General features: G+C 69.4%; 13 protein-coding genes and 1 pseudogene. 9 read left to right on the forward strand and 5 right to left on the reverse strand.

What is annotated here, in order from left to right; translation table 11 throughout:
• The first annotated feature begins 42 nt into the window (after positions 1-42).
• The 3 genes and pseudogenes from AB4Y74_RS07940 to holA all read left to right on the forward strand — a co-directional run bounded on the left by AB4Y74_RS07940 (position 43) and on the right by holA (position 4,267).
• Positions 43-798: a helix-hairpin-helix domain-containing protein gene (locus AB4Y74_RS07940; protein ID WP_441798560.1), complete on the forward strand. Its 756-nt coding sequence runs from the start codon at positions 43-45 to the stop codon at positions 796-798.
• Between the two features lie 350 nt (positions 799-1,148).
• Positions 1,149-2,591: pseudogene (locus AB4Y74_RS07945) on the forward strand (ComEC/Rec2 family competence protein); the annotation flags it as partial.
• 635 nt (positions 2,592-3,226) lie between these two features.
• On the forward strand, positions 3,227-4,267 hold the full coding sequence (holA, locus tag AB4Y74_RS07950; protein WP_441798561.1) for a DNA polymerase III subunit delta: 1,041 nt from the start codon (positions 3,227-3,229) through the stop codon (positions 4,265-4,267).
• Positions 4,268-4,368: 101 nt separating this feature from the next.
• On the opposite strand, the gene rpsT is transcribed toward holA, so the two are convergent.
• A complete protein-coding gene (rpsT, locus tag AB4Y74_RS07955) occupies positions 4,369-4,629 on the reverse strand; it encodes a 30S ribosomal protein S20 (protein ID WP_374010644.1) in 261 nt (86 codons plus the stop codon).
• Positions 4,630-4,804: 175 nt separating this feature from the next.
• Positions 4,805-5,686 (reverse strand): NAD-dependent epimerase/dehydratase family protein, encoded by an 882-nt coding sequence (locus tag AB4Y74_RS07960; protein WP_441798562.1) that lies wholly within the window; start codon positions 5,684-5,686, stop codon positions 4,805-4,807.
• Between the two features lie 87 nt (positions 5,687-5,773).
• Here AB4Y74_RS07960 and AB4Y74_RS07965 point away from each other — a divergent pair, with 87 nt between their 5' ends.
• Together AB4Y74_RS07965 and lepA are read left to right on the forward strand one after the other, a co-directional pair.
• Positions 5,774-6,994, forward strand: a complete 1,221-nt coding sequence (locus AB4Y74_RS07965) for an amidohydrolase (RefSeq protein ID WP_441798563.1) — start codon at positions 5,774-5,776, stop codon at positions 6,992-6,994.
• Between the two features lie 67 nt (positions 6,995-7,061).
• Positions 7,062-8,912: a translation elongation factor 4 gene (gene lepA / locus AB4Y74_RS07970; RefSeq protein WP_441798564.1), complete on the forward strand. Its 1,851-nt coding sequence runs from the start codon at positions 7,062-7,064 to the stop codon at positions 8,910-8,912.
• Here lepA and AB4Y74_RS07975 read toward each other — a convergent pair whose 3' ends face one another.
• Positions 8,913-9,521 (reverse strand): dihydrofolate reductase family protein, encoded by a 609-nt coding sequence (locus AB4Y74_RS07975; RefSeq protein WP_441798565.1) that lies wholly within the window; start codon positions 9,519-9,521, stop codon positions 8,913-8,915.
• Between the two features lie 96 nt (positions 9,522-9,617).
• On the opposite strand from AB4Y74_RS07975, the gene AB4Y74_RS07980 reads away from it, so the two are divergent.
• A complete protein-coding gene (locus AB4Y74_RS07980; protein WP_441798566.1) occupies positions 9,618-10,265 on the forward strand; it encodes a DUF1990 family protein in 648 nt (215 codons plus the stop codon).
• Entirely contained in the window at positions 10,265-11,500 is a 1,236-nt protein-coding gene (hemW, locus tag AB4Y74_RS07985; protein ID WP_441798567.1) for a radical SAM family heme chaperone HemW, read from the forward strand. The genes AB4Y74_RS07980 and hemW overlap by 1 nt, the downstream gene beginning before the upstream one ends.
• Before the next feature lie 30 nt (positions 11,501-11,530).
• Here the strand turns inward: hemW and AB4Y74_RS07990 are convergent, their stop codons facing one another.
• Positions 11,531-11,914, reverse strand: coding sequence for a DUF4870 domain-containing protein (locus AB4Y74_RS07990; RefSeq protein ID WP_441798568.1), 384 nt, complete (start codon positions 11,912-11,914; stop codon positions 11,531-11,533).
• Between the two features lie 100 nt (positions 11,915-12,014).
• A complete protein-coding gene (locus tag AB4Y74_RS07995) occupies positions 12,015-12,467 on the reverse strand; it encodes a DUF4870 domain-containing protein (protein WP_441798569.1) in 453 nt (150 codons plus the stop codon).
• Positions 12,468-12,624: 157 nt separating this feature from the next.
• Here AB4Y74_RS07995 and hrcA point away from each other — a divergent pair, with 157 nt between their 5' ends.
• Complete coding sequence (gene hrcA, locus AB4Y74_RS08000) at positions 12,625-13,647, forward strand: heat-inducible transcriptional repressor HrcA (protein ID WP_441798570.1); 1,023 nt, start codon at positions 12,625-12,627, stop codon at positions 13,645-13,647.
• A 57-nt stretch (positions 13,648-13,704) separates the two neighbouring features.
• Positions 13,705-14,820, forward strand: a complete 1,116-nt coding sequence (gene dnaJ / locus AB4Y74_RS08005) for a molecular chaperone DnaJ (RefSeq protein WP_441798571.1) — start codon at positions 13,705-13,707, stop codon at positions 14,818-14,820.
• The last annotated feature ends 4 nt before the right edge of the window (positions 14,821-14,824 follow it).

Genomic DNA, 14,824 nt, shown 5'->3' on the forward strand with positions numbered 1-14,824 from the left:
CGGCGTCGGGTGAGGGTCGCCGTCGTTTCCTAGCGTGAAGGGATGCGACACCGAGCCGATCCCTCCGCTCCGGGCGTGCCCGGGGAGGGTGCGCGGGATACGCGTGCGTCGGGTGCGGGTGCGGGTGCGGGTTCGAGTGCGTTCGAGCTGGGTGAGGCCGACCGCTTCGAGGAGGTGGCGGATCGCCGAGGCGGACGCCTCCGCGTGGGCGTGGGCGCGGCCGTCGTTCTCCTGATCGCCGCTGCGGTGGTCGCCGTCCTCGTGTCGGCGACGGCGCAAGGCGGGACCAGCTTCACCCTTCCGTCCGGTACCGCGACGCCGTTCGGGCCGCCCGCGTCGACCAGCGTGTCGACCGGCGGCCTCCTCGTGCATGTCACCGGGGCGGTTCGGAAACCCGGTCTCGTGTCGCTGTCTGCAGGCTCGCGCGTCGTGGATGCCGTGGCAGCGGCGGGCGGGCTGACGGATGACGCCGATGCCGCCGGGGTGAACCTGGCGCGACCTGTCGCAGACGGGGAGCAGCTGGTCGTCCCGCGCGTGGGCGAGGTTCCGGCGGCAGCCGGGACGGGGGCTGCTGCCGGGACGGGAGGTGGCGGTGCGGCAACGGGTGCCGTGGTGAACCTCAATACCGCGACGCAAGCCGAACTCGAGACGCTGCCCCGGATCGGCCCGGCCCTCGCCCAGCGCATCCTCGACTGGCGGCAGGCGAACGGGCGCTTCGCTCAGCCTGCGGACCTGCTCAAGGTGACCGGGATCGCGCAGAAACTGTTCGACGGCCTCAAGGACCGGGTGGTGGTCTGATGCCCGATCTTCGCCTGGCCCTTCCGGCGGTCGCGTTATGGGTCGCGTGTGCGGTGCTGATCGGAATGCCCGCCCCGGCCGGTGTCGTGGCCGTGGTGGCGGGAGCGATGGCTGCCGGTACGGCGTCGGTAGCGGCCGGGGCGGCGCGAGGAGAGCACTCGAGGGGACGAGCTTCGGTGACGCGCTTGCGTTTCCTCCCGCTGGTGGCGACGCTGCTGGGTGCGACCGCCCTCGGTTCGGCGGTGGTGGCCATCGACGCACCCGGTCGCGTGAGCGAGGCTCTGGACCGGGCGGCCCGCGAGACGGACTCGGTGGAGGTGCTGATCCGCGTCGAGCGCACCCCCAACCGGATGGCGGCGACCGGCTTCGGGGGCGGGGCACGATGGACGGTGCGTGGTCGGACGGTCGGCGGTGAGGCGGAGATTCCGGTCTCCCTGCAGTTCGGGGCGGACGTGGCCACGGCGCGCACCTTCGCTGTCGGGACGGTCCTGCGTGCGACCGGGCAGTCGCTCGTCGAGGATGCCGGTGAAGCGACCAGCTACACGATCCGCACGTCGGGTGAAGACGTGCCGTCTATCGTGCAACCGCCGCCACCGTGGCTCGCGTGGGCCGCCGCCGCGCGGACGGTGTTCGCTCTGGCCGCGGGCGAGACACCCGGCGACGGGGGCGCCCTCCTTCCCGGGCTGGCCATCGGCGACGAGACGTCCGTTTCGCCGGAGCTCGACGAGGCGATGACCGCATCCTCGCTCAGCCACCTCACCGCCGTCTCCGGCGCGAACTGTGCGCTGGTCATCGGGCTCGTGTTCCTCGTCGCCCGCGCTGTTGGTCTTGGCCGGCGGACGCGGATCGTGGTCGCCGGCCTCGCCCTGCTGGCGTTCGTCGCGCTGGTCGGACCGGGCCCGAGCGTCATCCGTGCCGCCGCGATGGCAGCCGTCCTGCTGATCGGTCTGGCACGAGGGCGCCCGGCGGACGGGATCCCGGCGCTGTCCCTGGCGATGGTGCTGCTGCTCGTTCACGATCCGTGGCTCGCACGGGACTACGGTTTCGCCCTCTCGATCCTTGCCACCGCTGGGCTCCTCGTGCTGGCCGGTCCACTCAGCGGCCTGCTCGCACGGTGGATGCCGCGGTCGCTCGCGTTGGCGATCGCCGTGCCGACGGCTGCCCAGGTGGCCTGCCAACCGGTGCTGGTCCTCCTGTCGCCGACACTTCCGCTGTTCGGCATCCCGGCCAACCTGCTCGCGGAACCGGCGGCACCCGTGGCCACTGTGCTCGGGTGCCTCGCCTGTGCGGTGCTTCCGTGGGCGCCCGCGCTGGGCCAGCTGATCGTCGGGCTCGCCTGGGTGCCCTCCGCCTGGATCGCTCAGGTGGCGACATTCACCAGCGACCTGCCAGGCGTCGCTCTTCCGTGGGCCGATGGTGTGCTGGGGGTGCTGCTCAGCGCCGGTGTGCTCGCTGCTGTCGCCGCGCTCGTCCTTGCGCGCAGTGCGCCTCGCATCGTGTCCGCTGTGGCAGTCCTGGCGCTGTGCGCGGGCGCCCTCGTCTACGTCGGTGTCTGGGGTGGGAGCACGATCGGCCGTGCGCTCGCCATCCCGGGCGACTGGCAGGTGGCCGCGTGCGACGTGGGGCAGGGGGACGGGGTCCTCCTGCGCGACGGAGACACGGTCGCGATGATCGACGTGGGGAGGAAACCCGCTCCCGCGACCGCTTGCCTCGACCGATTAGGCGTCTCCGAACTCGACCTGCTGGTTCTCACGCACTTCGACGCCGACCATGTCGGCGGCATCAGCGGGGTGGCGGCCCGGGCGAAACGTGCGATCGTCCAGCGGCCTGTCCGCGACGCCGATCAGCGCACGCTGGCCGTGCTCGCCGCCTCGGGTGTTCCCGTCGAGCAGGGGCATGCCGGCCTCTGCGGACGGATCGGCGCGATCGACTGGCGACTGCTCTGGCCCCCCGCACCCGTCACGGGCGAATCATCGGACAGCGACACCGGAAACGCCGGGAGCCTCACCCTCGAGGCGGAAGGCCACGGTATGCGATCGATCTTCCTCGGCGACCTGGGGGAGGAGGCACAGGGTGCCCTGCTCGCCACAGGCAGCGTGCGCCCGGTGGACGTGGTCAAGGTGGCCCACCACGGTTCCGCCGACCAGAGCCCAGCGCTCTACGGTGCACTCAGCGCCCCGTTGGGCCTCGTCTCGGTCGGCGTGCGCAACGGCTACGGTCATCCCACTGCCCGGGCCCTCCGGATGCTGGCGGAAAGCGGCACCGCGGTCGCTCGGACCGACCAGGAAGGGATGCTGCTCGTTTCGCCCGGATCGCCCGGCGTCAGACTGTGGAGCGAGCGGAACGCGGCAAGCGATGACAGTGGTCGCCCGTATCCTGGACAGGTGGGTTCCGGTGACCGCCGACCCGCACTCGAACGAGGAGGCACGTGGCGACCCGAGGCGGCAGTAGAGGCGGAGCGGGCAAGACGCGCGCCGTCGCAAGCGCGATCCCGCAGCTCCCGTGGAGCCAGATCCGAGCGGCACCCGTCGTGCTCGTCACCGGGCCGGAAGGCTTCCTCGCCGACCGGGCGGTGCGCTCCTTGCGCGACTCCCTCAAGGCGGATGATCCCAGCCTCGAGATCAGCGACCTGCACGCGGGCGACTACGCGCCGGGAGAGCTGCTCACCCTCGCGAGCCCCTCCCTGTTCGGGGAACCGCGGCTCATCCGCGTCGAGGCGGTCGAGAAGTGCAACGACGCGTTCCTTGCCGACATGCTCGACTACCTGAACGCACCGGCTGACGAGACGGTCGTCACCCTCCGGCATGCTGGTGGCGTGCGCGGCAAGAAGCTGCTCGACGCGATTCGTGCCGGCACCGGTGGCGGCGTGGAAGTAGTGTGCCAGGAGCTGAAGAAGGACGCCGAGAAGTACGACTTCGCGCAGGCGGAGTTCGCGGCGGCCGGACGCAAGGTCACCCCCGGAGCGCTGCGCGCCATCACGTCCGCGTTCTCCGACGACCTCGCCGAACTCGCCGCGGCCTGCCAGCAGCTGCTGTCCGATTCGGCCGAGCAGATCACCGAAGCGACCGTCGACAAGTACTACAGCGGGCGCGTCGAGACGAACGCCTTCCAGGTCGCCGATGCGGCGATCGCCGGCCGGCACGGGGAAGCCCTGGTCACGATGCGGCACGCGCTCGCGTCCGGCGCCGATCCTGTCCCCATGGTGGCCGCGTTCGCGAGCAAGATCCGCACGATGGCCAAGATCTCCGGCACACGGGGCGGCTCCGGCCAGCTCGCCCAGCGGTTCGGTCTGGCGCCGTGGCAGGTCGACCGTGCGCGTCGCGACCTGCAGGGGTGGACCGAAGACGGGCTCGGCCGCTGCATCGAACTCCTCGCGGAGACCGACGCGAACGTCAAGGGCGGAGGCCGCGACCCGGTGTTCGCGCTGGAGCGGATGATCCGCGTCATCAGCGCCCGCGGACGCGACTGACCCGGAAACGTTCCGCACATGCAGCGAGCCCCCGTCCGGACCGAAGTCCTGGAGCGGGGGCTCGCTAGCGGCGCGGGGCAGGGCCCGCGGTCGGTCGTCGCTTAGAGCGCGGCGACCTGCTTGGCGATTGCCGACTTGCGGTTCGCCGCCTGGTTCTTGTGGATGACGCCCTTGCTGGCCGCCTTGTCGATCTTCTTCGCGGCGGTACGCAGCGCCGCGCTCGCCTTGTCCTTGTCGCCGGCCACGACAGCCTCGCGGGTGGCGCGGATGGCGGTCTTGAGCTCGCTCTTGACGGCCTTGTTGCGCTCCTGCGCCTTCTTGTTGGTGCCGTTGCGCTTGATCTGCGACTTGATGTTTGCCACGAGTGGTCACTTTCGTTGTTGTGAATTAGGGATGTGCCGCTCAGCGGAGAGGGCGCCTTGCGGCGTTTCGTGCGGACACATCCACACGCAAGCCAACAAACAACTCTACCAGCGTGGCCCGCATCTCGCCAAAATCACCGGATCGGCCGACGGAGCCCGCCGATCCGGGTGGTGTTCACACGCGCGCGGGGGCGTACGAGCCGACGAGCAGCTCCTCGAGCAGGGTCACACCGTTCGGCTCCCAGCCGAGGTCGATACGCGCCTTCGTCCCGCGAGCCTGCTGGTCCAGCAGCAGGGCATCCGCCAGACCCTCGCCCAGCCGAGAGCGCGTCACGTCGAGCGATTCCGCCGCGACGCCGCCCGCGATTCCGGCGGCCTGGGCCGCGGCTTCCCCCAGCTCGCGCACCGTCGGGTTCTGACCGCCCGCACCGATGTAGGTCGATCCGGCCGTTCCGTTCTCCAGCGCGAGCACGTACAGGGCGGCGAGGTCGTCCACGTGAACGGTCGCCCAGTGCTGCGACCCGTCGCCGATCAGACGCAGCGAGGGCACCGTGCCGGAGTCGCGGGGCGCGTCCACGATCACGTTCGGGAGGCCCTTGCCGTATCCGTAGACGATCGACGGGACGACGACCGTTCCGCGCACGTCGGAGGCAGCGCGTACCAGCGCCTCGGCGTCACCGCGCCACGCCGTCAACGCCGGCGGGTCCACCGGGGAGTCTTCGGCGATGTCGTCGTTGGAACCGTACGTCCAGATGCCTCCGGTGTGGACGAACGGCTTGCCCGAACCGGCGAGACCCGCCAGCACCGCGGGAACCAGGACGGCGTCCACGTCCTTTCCCGAGGCCAGGTGGATGACGCCGTCGCTCTGGCGCGAAGCCTGCTCCACGAGGCGGCCGTCCGCCGCGTCGCCGATGAGCGCTGTGGCGCCGGCGGCTTCGACAGCGGCCGCCTTGTCGGCGTCCCGGACCAGCGCGGTGACGGAGTGGCCGTCGTCGAGAAGGCGGGGGAGGACGGAGGATCCGATGAAACCGGTCGCGCCGGTCAGGAGGATGTTCATATCCGTCCACAACGCGTGTGATCCCCAGGCATTCCCCAGATCGCCTACTTCGCTGAACGGCGGACCCGACGCGCGTAGGCTCGATCCATGACTTCCACCACCATCGCCATCGTCAACGGTTACGTCGTGCCGGTCTCTCAGGAGCCCATCGAGAACGGGGTCGTCGTCGTCAGGGACGGCGTCATCGAGGCGGTCGGTGCCGCGGGCGATGTGCGCGTGCCGGACGGGGTCCCAGTGATCGACGCGGCGGGCAAGTGGGTGCTGCCCGGCTTCATCGAATCGCACGGTCACGTCGGCATCCACGAGGAGGCGAACGGGCCCGCGGGCGACGACACGAACGAGATGACGACGCCCAACACGGCAGCGGTTCGCGCGATCGACGCCATCAACATCGACGACGAAGGCTTCCGCGACGCGCTCTCGGGGGGCGTCACATCGGTCGTCGTGAAGCCAGGGTCCGGCAACCCGATCGGCGGTCAGACGGTCGCGATCAAGACCTGGGGAGGCCGGATCATCGACGAGCAGGTGATCCATGAGGCCGTGAGCGTCAAGTCCGCTCTCGGCGAGAACCCGAAGCGGGTCTACGGCGGCAAGAACCAGACTCCCAGCACTCGGCTGGGAGTCGCCATGATCATCCGCGAGGCGTTCGTCGCCGCACAGAACTACCGCACGCAACGCGACAACGCCGAGCTCGAGGGCAAGCCGTTCGACCGAGATCTGTCCAAAGAGACTCTGGTGCGCGTGCTCGACGGCGAACTCGCCTGGGACCAGCACACCCACCGCCACGACGACATCGCCACGGCCCTGCGCCTGGCCGACGAGTTCGGCTACCGGCTGGTCGTCAACCATGGCACCGAGGCACACAAGATCGCCGATGTGCTCGCCGAGCGCGACATCCCGGTGATCTTCGGGCCGATGTTCACCTCACGATCCAAGGTCGAGCTGCGTGACCGCGCCATCGCCAACCTTGCTGTCCTCGCCCAGGCCGGGGTCCGGGTCGCCATCACCACCGACCACCCGGTGGTCCCGATCAACTTCCTCATCTACCAGGCAGCCCTCGCGGTCAAAGACGGCCTGCCTCGCCAGACCGCGCTTGAGGCGCTCACCGTCAACCCGGCAGCGTTCCTGCGCCTCGACGACAGGGTCGGCTCGCTCACTCCCGGCCTCGACGGCGATGTCGTCGTGTGGTCCGGCGATCCCCTCGACGTGAACTCCCGTGCGGAGCGCGTGTTCATCGGCGGCGCCGAGGTGTACAGCTGGGAAGACGGCCAGGGTCGCGTTGTGGAGCGCAGCGAGCGCTTCGCCTGACCCCTCCCGGGGCTGACCCGAGCCCGCGCGCCCGGCGCCCGGGCGTTCATGGAAGAATGGCCGAACGATGTCACCACGAGCTCTTCAGGCCCTCGAGCCCGCCGCGACGGACCCGGCCTCCCTCCGTAACTTCTGCATCATCGCGCATATCGACCACGGAAAGTCGACCCTGGCCGACCGCATGCTGCAGATCACCGGCGTGGTCTCCGACCGGGACATGCGGGCGCAGTACCTCGATCGCATGGACATCGAGCGCGAGCGTGGCATCACCATCAAGAGCCAGGCCGTGCGGATGCCGTGGGCGATCGAGGGGCAGACGTTCGCCCTCAACATGATCGACACTCCCGGGCACGTCGACTTCACCTATGAGGTCTCCCGCTCCCTCGCCGCGTGCGAGGGAGCCATCCTGCTGGTGGACGCGGCCCAGGGCATCGAAGCGCAGACGCTGGCCAACCTCTACCTGGCGCTCGAGAACGACCTCACGATCATCCCGGTGCTCAACAAGATCGACCTGCCCGCGGCAGACCCGGACAAGTACGCTGCCGAGCTCGCCAGCCTCATCGGCGGGCGTCCGGAAGACGTCCTGCGCGTCTCGGGCAAGACGGGCATGGGCGTCGAGGCGCTGCTCGACCGCGTCGTCGCCGAGATCCCCGCGCCGGTCGGCGTCGCCGACGCTCCCGCCCGCGCCATGATCTTCGACTCCGTCTACGACAGCTACCGCGGCGTCGTCACCTACGTCCGTATGGTCGACGGCACCCTGCGCCCGCGCGAGCGGGTCCAGATGATGTCCACCAAGGCGACCCACGAGATCCTCGAGATCGGCGTCTCCTCGCCCGAGCCGACCCCGTCGAAGGGTCTCGGCGTCGGAGAGGTCGGCTACCTGATCACCGGCGTGAAAGACGTGCGCCAGTCGAAGGTCGGCGACACGATCACCTCGGCGGCGAAGTCCGCGACCGTTGCCCTCCCGGGCTACACCGAGCCCAAGCCGATGGTCTTCTCCGGCCTGTACCCGCTCGACGGCAGCGACTACCCGGAGCTGCGCGAAGCGCTCGACAAGCTCAAGCTGTCGGATGCGGCCCTCGTCTACGAGCCCGAGACCTCGGTCGCACTCGGCTTCGGCTTCCGCTGCGGCTTCCTCGGCCTCCTGCACCTCGAGATCATCACCGAGCGGCTCTCGCGGGAGTTCGACCTCGACCTCATCACGACCGCGCCCAGCGTGATCTACGAGGTGACGACGGAGGACAAGAAGACGATCACCGTCACGAACCCGAGCGAGTACCCCACCGGCAAGATCGAGAAGGTGGAGGAACCGGTCGTCAAGGCGGCCATCCTCGCCCCGAAGGACTACGTCGGCGTGATCATGGAACTCTGCCAGGGCCGCCGTGGCACCCTGCTCGGCATGGAGTACCTCGGCGAGGACCGCGTCGAGATCCGCTACACGATGCCGCTCGGCGAGATCGTCTTCGACTTCTTCGACCAACTCAAGTCGAAGACCGCCGGCTATGCCTCGCTCGACTACGAGCCCTTCGGCGAGCAGGAATCCGACCTGGTGAAGGTCGACATCCTGCTGCAGGGCGAGGCGGTCGATGCGTTCAGCGCGATCGTCCACCGCGACAAGGCCTACGCCTACGGCACCATGATGGCCTCCCGCCTGCGGGAGCTGATTCCGCGTCAGCAGTTCGAGGTGCCCATCCAGGCGGCCATCGGCGCGCGCATCATCGCCCGCGAGAACATCCGCGCGATGCGGAAGGACGTTCTCGCCAAGTGTTACGGCGGCGACATCACCCGCAAGCGCAAGCTCCTGGAGAAGCAGAAGGAGGGCAAGAAGCGCATGAAGATGGTCGGCCGCGTCGAGGTCCCCCAGGAGGCGTTCATCGCCGCGCTCTCCGGCGACACGGAGAAAAAAGAGAAGAAGTAGTCACCCGCGCCGGTACGTGTTCACCAGAACACCCGACGCCAGCCGCCGGGACTCCGCGAGCGCGAGCCGCGCCTGCGGGAACCCGTCCGGGAACAGCTTCTTGCCCGTCCCGAGCAGCAGCGGGTAGACGCACAACCGGTACTCGTCGATGAGGCCGCTGCCAGCGAGTGTGCGCACCAGCTCCGTGCTGCCCCAGATGCGGATCTCGCCGTCGATCTCCTCGCGGAGCCGCTTCACCTCCTCCGGCACATCCGGGCCGAGCAGGAAGGAGTTCTTCCAGGCGAGCTCAGTCCGCGTCCGCGAGGCGACAAACTTCGGGACTCGGTTGTAGCGCCGGGTCAGCTCACCCTCCAGCCCGGGCGCGTCCTCATCCCAGACGCCCCACGCCCGCGCCCAGATATCGTAGGTCTTCCGCCCCAGCAGCAGCGCGGTCGTCCGGCTCTCCCAGTCCATGACGAGCTCGCCAGCGGCCCCGTCGTCATGCCTGGCGTCGTAGTCCATCGCCCAGCCGCCCAGCTCGAACCCTCCCTCACGGTCCTCGTCGGGGCCGCCTCCACCCTGCACCACACCGTCGAGACTGATGAAAGCCTGCACCACGATCGCGCCCATCGTCGGACCCCTTCCGTTCCGACGAGTACACCACTCCCGTGGGACCGAGGGGAGGCCCGTTTCGCGAACCCCCGCGCCATGGCGGAAGATGAATACATGCGCCGTTCCAGCTTCACCGACCAACCCGTCACGTACGGGGCGGTCGGCGCCACCCAGGCGGCGGATCTGCTCTACTACCCGCCGAAGGGCTACAAGCCGTTGGAGCGGAGCATCCGGCTCGGCAGCGGAGACGAGCGATTCGACACCGCGGCAACCGCGCTGATGGCCTGGGGCGTGCAGAAGGGCAGCGGCATCCTGGTCACGGATGTGCGCGAAGGCACCGGCGTCCAGTACGAGGGAGTCGAGTTCGGTCCCGACGGCACCCCGATGCGGATGCGCGAGAACCGGCCGGAGGAGGACGTCTTCGCCGACGACGGCACGCCCTTCGTCCGCAACGGGATGACCGCCCTCCTGAAGATCCCGTTCGGACCGTTCCGCGTCTCGGCGCCCATCCGCGTCGTGTACGTCGTCGACGAGCCGCACCGCCGCGGCTTCGCCTACGGGACGCTGCACGGGCACCCGGAGAGCGGCGAGGAGCTGTTCCTGGTCGAACGGCGCGACGACGGCACGGTCTGGTTCATCCTGCGGGCACTGTCCCGGCCGTCCAACGCGTTCTACCGGATCGTCGCGCCCATCCTGTCCGCCGTGCAACGCCGCTACACCGCGAAGTACCTGCGCGCCCTCCACCCGGCCAGCTCCGCCTGATGCCGAGCATCCTGCCCCTCGGAGACCCCGCGCCCGCCGACGGCCTGCTGCCGGCGACGGCGGCCGATGCCGCGGACAGCCGTGATTTCGGCGTCTACCTGCACGTCCCGTTCTGCCGGGTCCGTTGCGGGTATTGCGACTTCAACACCTACACGGCGACAGAGCTGCGCGGGGTGTCCCAGTCCGACTACGCCGGCCATGCGGTGCGTGAAGTGGAGTTCGCGGCCGATGCTCTGCGCGCGAGCGGGGTGGCCGATCGGCCGGTGTCGACGGTCTTCTTCGGTGGCGGGACACCGACGCTGCTGCCTCCGGGGGACCTCGCCTCGATGCTGGGCGCCGTCCGCGACGCCTGGGGTCTGGCCGACGGCGCCGAGGTGACGACCGAGGCCAACCCGGATTCGGTGGATGCGGACGACCTGCGCCGCCTGGCGGATGCCGGCTTCACCCGGGTGTCGTTCGGGATGCAGTCCGCAGTCCCGCACGTACTGGAGACGCTGGAGCGCACCCACGACCCCGCGCGCGTCCCGCTCGTCGTCGGCTGGGCGCGGGAAGCCGGCCTGCAGGTCAGCCTCGACCTGATCTACGGCACCCCGGGGGAGTCGCTCGAGGACTGGTCGCAGAGCCTCGACACCGCGCTCGCGTGCCGGCCCGATCACCTCTCTGCATACGCACTCATCGTCGAGGCGGGTACGAAGCTCGCCCGCCAGATCCGGTCCGGTCAGGTGCCGGAGCCCGACGACGATCTCGAGGCCGACATGTACGAGCTGGCCGACCAGCGGCTGGCCGACGCTGGATACGACTGGTACGAGGTCAGCAACTGGGCGACGGATGCGGCCCATCGGTCCCGTCACAACCTCGCCTACTGGTTGGGGCACGACTGGTGGGGGATCGGCCCCGGCGCGCACAGCCACGTGGGCGGCGTGCGCTGGTGGAACGTGAAGCATCCGGCCGCCTACGCCCAGCGCGTGCTCGCCGGCGAGTCGCCGGCGGCGGGACGCGAGACACTCGACGCGGAGACGCGGCACGTCGAACGCGTGCTGCTGCTCAGCCGCATCCGCGAGGGCGTCGGGACGACCGAGCTCACCGACGCCGGCCGCCACGAAGTCCCCGCGCTCATCGCCGACGGCCTCGTAGACGGACGAGCCGCCCTCCGCGGGTCGATCGTGCTGACCCTGCGGGGGCGGCTCCTGGCCGACGCGGTGGTGCGTCGGCTACTGGCGGACGAAGCCGCCTAGCGGATCCGGCGACCCGGCCGAGATCGTCGCTCAGCTGACGAAGCGGATCGCGATCGGGTACGTGTAGTACTCGCCCTGGTTGGCCTTCACCGCTGCGATGATGCTGAACACGATGTCGAGCACCCACGCGGCGATGACGATGAAGATGCCGACGACGACGATCGACAGGATGCCGCCCACGACGTAGGCGATGAAGATCGTGATCTGGAAGTTCAGCGCCGTCGCGGTGTGGGCGCGGACGAACGGCCCGCGGTCCTTCAGCACCAGGTAGCCGATGAGCGCGGGGATCCAGCTGAACAGGATTCCGCCGACCTGGACGAGGGTGGCCCAGAGCTTCTCGTCGGCCGGACTCAGCTGCGGCGCCGAGCCCCCGTACGGCTGCTGGGGCGGAGGGGGCGGTGGTGTCGCGGACATGGTGCGGTTCTCCTCTGTGTCTGACAGGAGTGAGGGTGGACGTGGACGGCCCCAGCCTAGGGCGCGGAGCCCGAGTCTGAAAAGAGCCTGAACGCCAGGGTTACTTGATGAAGCGGAAATTGACCGGGTAGCGGTATGTTCCTCCGCTGTTCACGCGGACGAAGCCGAGGATCGAGAACACCAGGTTGACGATGTACAGCGCCCAGGGGATCAGCAGCCCGAAGAGCAGGTAGCCGATGCCGTAGGTGAAGCTCCCGATGATGATCCCGATGATCTGCGACGCCACCCACGCGATGATCCAGGTGATCTGCCAGTTGAGGGCTTCCTTGGCCTCCTGGTCGGTGAGCCGTCCGCGGTCCTTGAAGACGAGCCAGATGATGAGGGAGGGCAGGATCCACAGGATTCCGCCGAGGTGGGCGAACGATGCCCACTGCTTGTCCTGCGCGGCGTCGAGCGGCGCCGCGGCGGCGTACGGCTGCTGCGGCGGGACGTTGCCGGGCTGCTGCGGCGGGACGCCTCCGGCAGGGTCGGAGGGCTGGTTCGGGTCTGTCATCGGCGGAACCCTTTCATGATCGGTTGCGAGCGTGTCGAACCGTTGCACATAAGGTACTGCCGCCGTGTCACAGGCAGCAATCATCCTGGTCGCGTTTCCTCGCGGTAGGATTGGCACTCAGGAACAGCGAGTGCTAATCGGTCGGCGGGAGGCGGGAATGGTTTCAGAGCGCAGCCTCGAGGTGCTTCGTGTGATCGTCCAGGACTACGTGGCGTCGCGCGAGCCGGTCGGGTCGAAGAGCATCGTCGAGCGGCACTCCTTCGGCGTGTCGGCGGCGACCATCCGCAACGACATGGCGCTGCTGGAGGAGGAGGAGCTGATCGCGGCTCCGCACACCTCGTCGGGCCGTGTCCCCACCGACAAGGGCTACCGCCTGTTCGTGGACCACCTCGCAGAGATGCGGCCGCTCACGCCCGCGCAGCGGACGGCGATCGAGACGTTCCTCGGTCACTCGGTCGACCTCGACGACGTCCTGTCGCGCACGGTCCGTCTGCTGTCCCAGCTCACGAACCAGGTGGCGCTCGTCCAGTACCCCTCGGTCGCGCGTTCGCGCATCCGTCACATCGAGCTGGTGGCCCTGTCACCGCGGCGGCTGCTCAGCGTCCTGATCACGGACTCCGGTGCCGTGGAACAACGCGTGATCGAGTTGTCGGCCGAGTTGAATGACGAAGACGTCGCCGAGATCCGCGGCGCCATCAACGGCGCGGCTGCCGGGCTCACCCTCGCCGAGGCGACGGCGCGGCTGCGCGACCTTCCCGGTGCCCTCACCGAGCGCACGCGCGTCCTCGTCGAGCCGGTCGCGGGCGCACTGCTCGACCAGATCGCCGCCAATCGGCAGGAGAAGCTGGTCATGGCCGGAGCGGCCAACCTGGTGCGCACCGAACTCGACTTCCCGGGGACCATCACCCCGGTGCTCGAAGCGATCGAGGAGCAAGTGGTGCTGCTCCGTCTGTTCGACGAGATGGCGACCGACCAGCACGGCGTCGCGGTGAGCATCGGCCGCGAGAACGCCGGTTCGGGTCTGACGGAAGCATCCATCCTCGCCAGCGGTTACAGTGCGGCAGGATCGGATGTGGCTCGCCTGGGCCTGCTCGGACCGCTCCGCATGGACTACTCAAGCAACATGGCGGCCGTCCGCGCCGTCGCCCGATACCTCTCCCGGTTGCTCGGCGAGCAGTAACGCCGCCACCGCATCCATTTGACAGCACGCGATAGAGAAGAAGAAGGAACAGCCCACGTGGCCGACCACTACGAAGTCCTGGGCGTCGAGCGCGACGCCAGCCCCGACGAGATCAAGAAGGCGTACCGCCGGCTCGCACGGGAACTCCACCCGGATGTGAACCCGAGCGCAGAGGCGCAGGAACGGTTCAAGCTCGTCACGCACGCGTACGACGTCCTCAGCGATCCGCAGCAGCGCCAGCAGTACGACCTGGGCGGTTCGGGAGGCTTCGGCGGAGGCGCGGGCGGGGCAGACTTCGCCGGATTCAGCGACATCTTCGAGACCTTCTTCGGCGGGGGCGGGGGAGCGACCCGCGGACCACGGTCACGCCGTGAGCGCGGTCAGGATGCGTTGCTCCGCGTCGAGGTGGACCTCGACGAGGTGATCTTCGGCACGCACCGCGACCTGGAGGTCGACACGGCCGTCGTCTGCGAGACCTGCAACGGATCCTGCTGCCAGCCGGGCACCCAGCCCGTCACCTGCGACATCTGCCACGGCACCGGGAGCATCCAGCGCTCGGTCCGCTCGCTGCTCGGCAACGTCATGACCTCGAGCCCCTGCGGCACGTGCCGCGGCTACGGCACCGTCATCGCCACGCCGTGCGTCACGTGCCAGGGCCAGGGCCGCGTGCGCGCCCGGCGCTCGGTGCCGGTCGACATCCCCGCGGGCGTCGACACCGGCCTCCGCCTCCAGATGCCGGGCAGCGGCGAGGCCGGCCCCGCCGGTGGCCCCAATGGCGACCTCTATCTCGAGATCAAGGTCAAGCACCACGAGATCTTCAGCCGCGACGGTGACGACCTGCTCTGCACCCTGGAACTGTCGATGACGGATGCGATCCTCGGCACGACCGCGACGGTGAAGGCGCTCGACGGCGACATCCGCCTGGAGCTGAAGCCCGGCACGCAGTCAGCCGACATCATCAGCGTGAAGGATCGCGGGATCACCCACCTGCGGGGCTCCGGCCGTGGCGACCTGAGGGTCGGCATCCAGGTGGTCACACCGACGAAGCTCGACCACAAAGAGAAGGACCTGATCAAGAAGTTCGCGGCAGCCCACAAGGCGCCCGAACCGTCGCTGGCACGGTTCCAGCAGGGGCTGTTCGCGAAGCTGCGCGACCGGTTCCTCAACCTCTAGGCAA

The sequence above is a fragment of the Leifsonia sp. RAF41 genome (assembly GCF_052114085.1).
In the GTDB taxonomy this organism is placed as follows: domain Bacteria; phylum Actinomycetota; class Actinomycetes; order Actinomycetales; family Microbacteriaceae; genus Leifsonia.

What these genes read in the sequence shown, in the direction of transcription:
- AB4Y74_RS07940 (WP_441798560.1), top strand. Translation starts at nt 43, where the DNA reads ATGCGACACCGAGCCGATCCCTCCGCTCCGGGCGTGCCCGGGGAGGGT.
- AB4Y74_RS07960 (WP_441798562.1), bottom strand. Translation starts at nt 5,686, where the DNA reads ATGAACATCCTCCTGACCGGCGCGACCGGTTTCATCGGATCCTCCGTC.
- AB4Y74_RS07965 (WP_441798563.1), top strand. Translation starts at nt 5,774, where the DNA reads ATGACTTCCACCACCATCGCCATCGTCAACGGTTACGTCGTGCCGGTC.
- lepA (WP_441798564.1), top strand. Translation starts at nt 7,062, where the DNA reads ATGTCACCACGAGCTCTTCAGGCCCTCGAGCCCGCCGCGACGGACCCG.
- AB4Y74_RS07975 (WP_441798565.1), bottom strand. Translation starts at nt 9,521, where the DNA reads ATGGGCGCGATCGTGGTGCAGGCTTTCATCAGTCTCGACGGTGTGGTG.
- AB4Y74_RS07980 (WP_441798566.1), top strand. Translation starts at nt 9,618, where the DNA reads ATGCGCCGTTCCAGCTTCACCGACCAACCCGTCACGTACGGGGCGGTC.
- hemW (WP_441798567.1), top strand. Translation starts at nt 10,265, where the DNA reads ATGCCGAGCATCCTGCCCCTCGGAGACCCCGCGCCCGCCGACGGCCTG.
- AB4Y74_RS07990 (WP_441798568.1), bottom strand. Translation starts at nt 11,914, where the DNA reads ATGTCCGCGACACCACCGCCCCCTCCGCCCCAGCAGCCGTACGGGGGC.
- AB4Y74_RS07995 (WP_441798569.1), bottom strand. Translation starts at nt 12,467, where the DNA reads ATGACAGACCCGAACCAGCCCTCCGACCCTGCCGGAGGCGTCCCGCCG.
- hrcA (WP_441798570.1), top strand. Translation starts at nt 12,625, where the DNA reads ATGGTTTCAGAGCGCAGCCTCGAGGTGCTTCGTGTGATCGTCCAGGAC.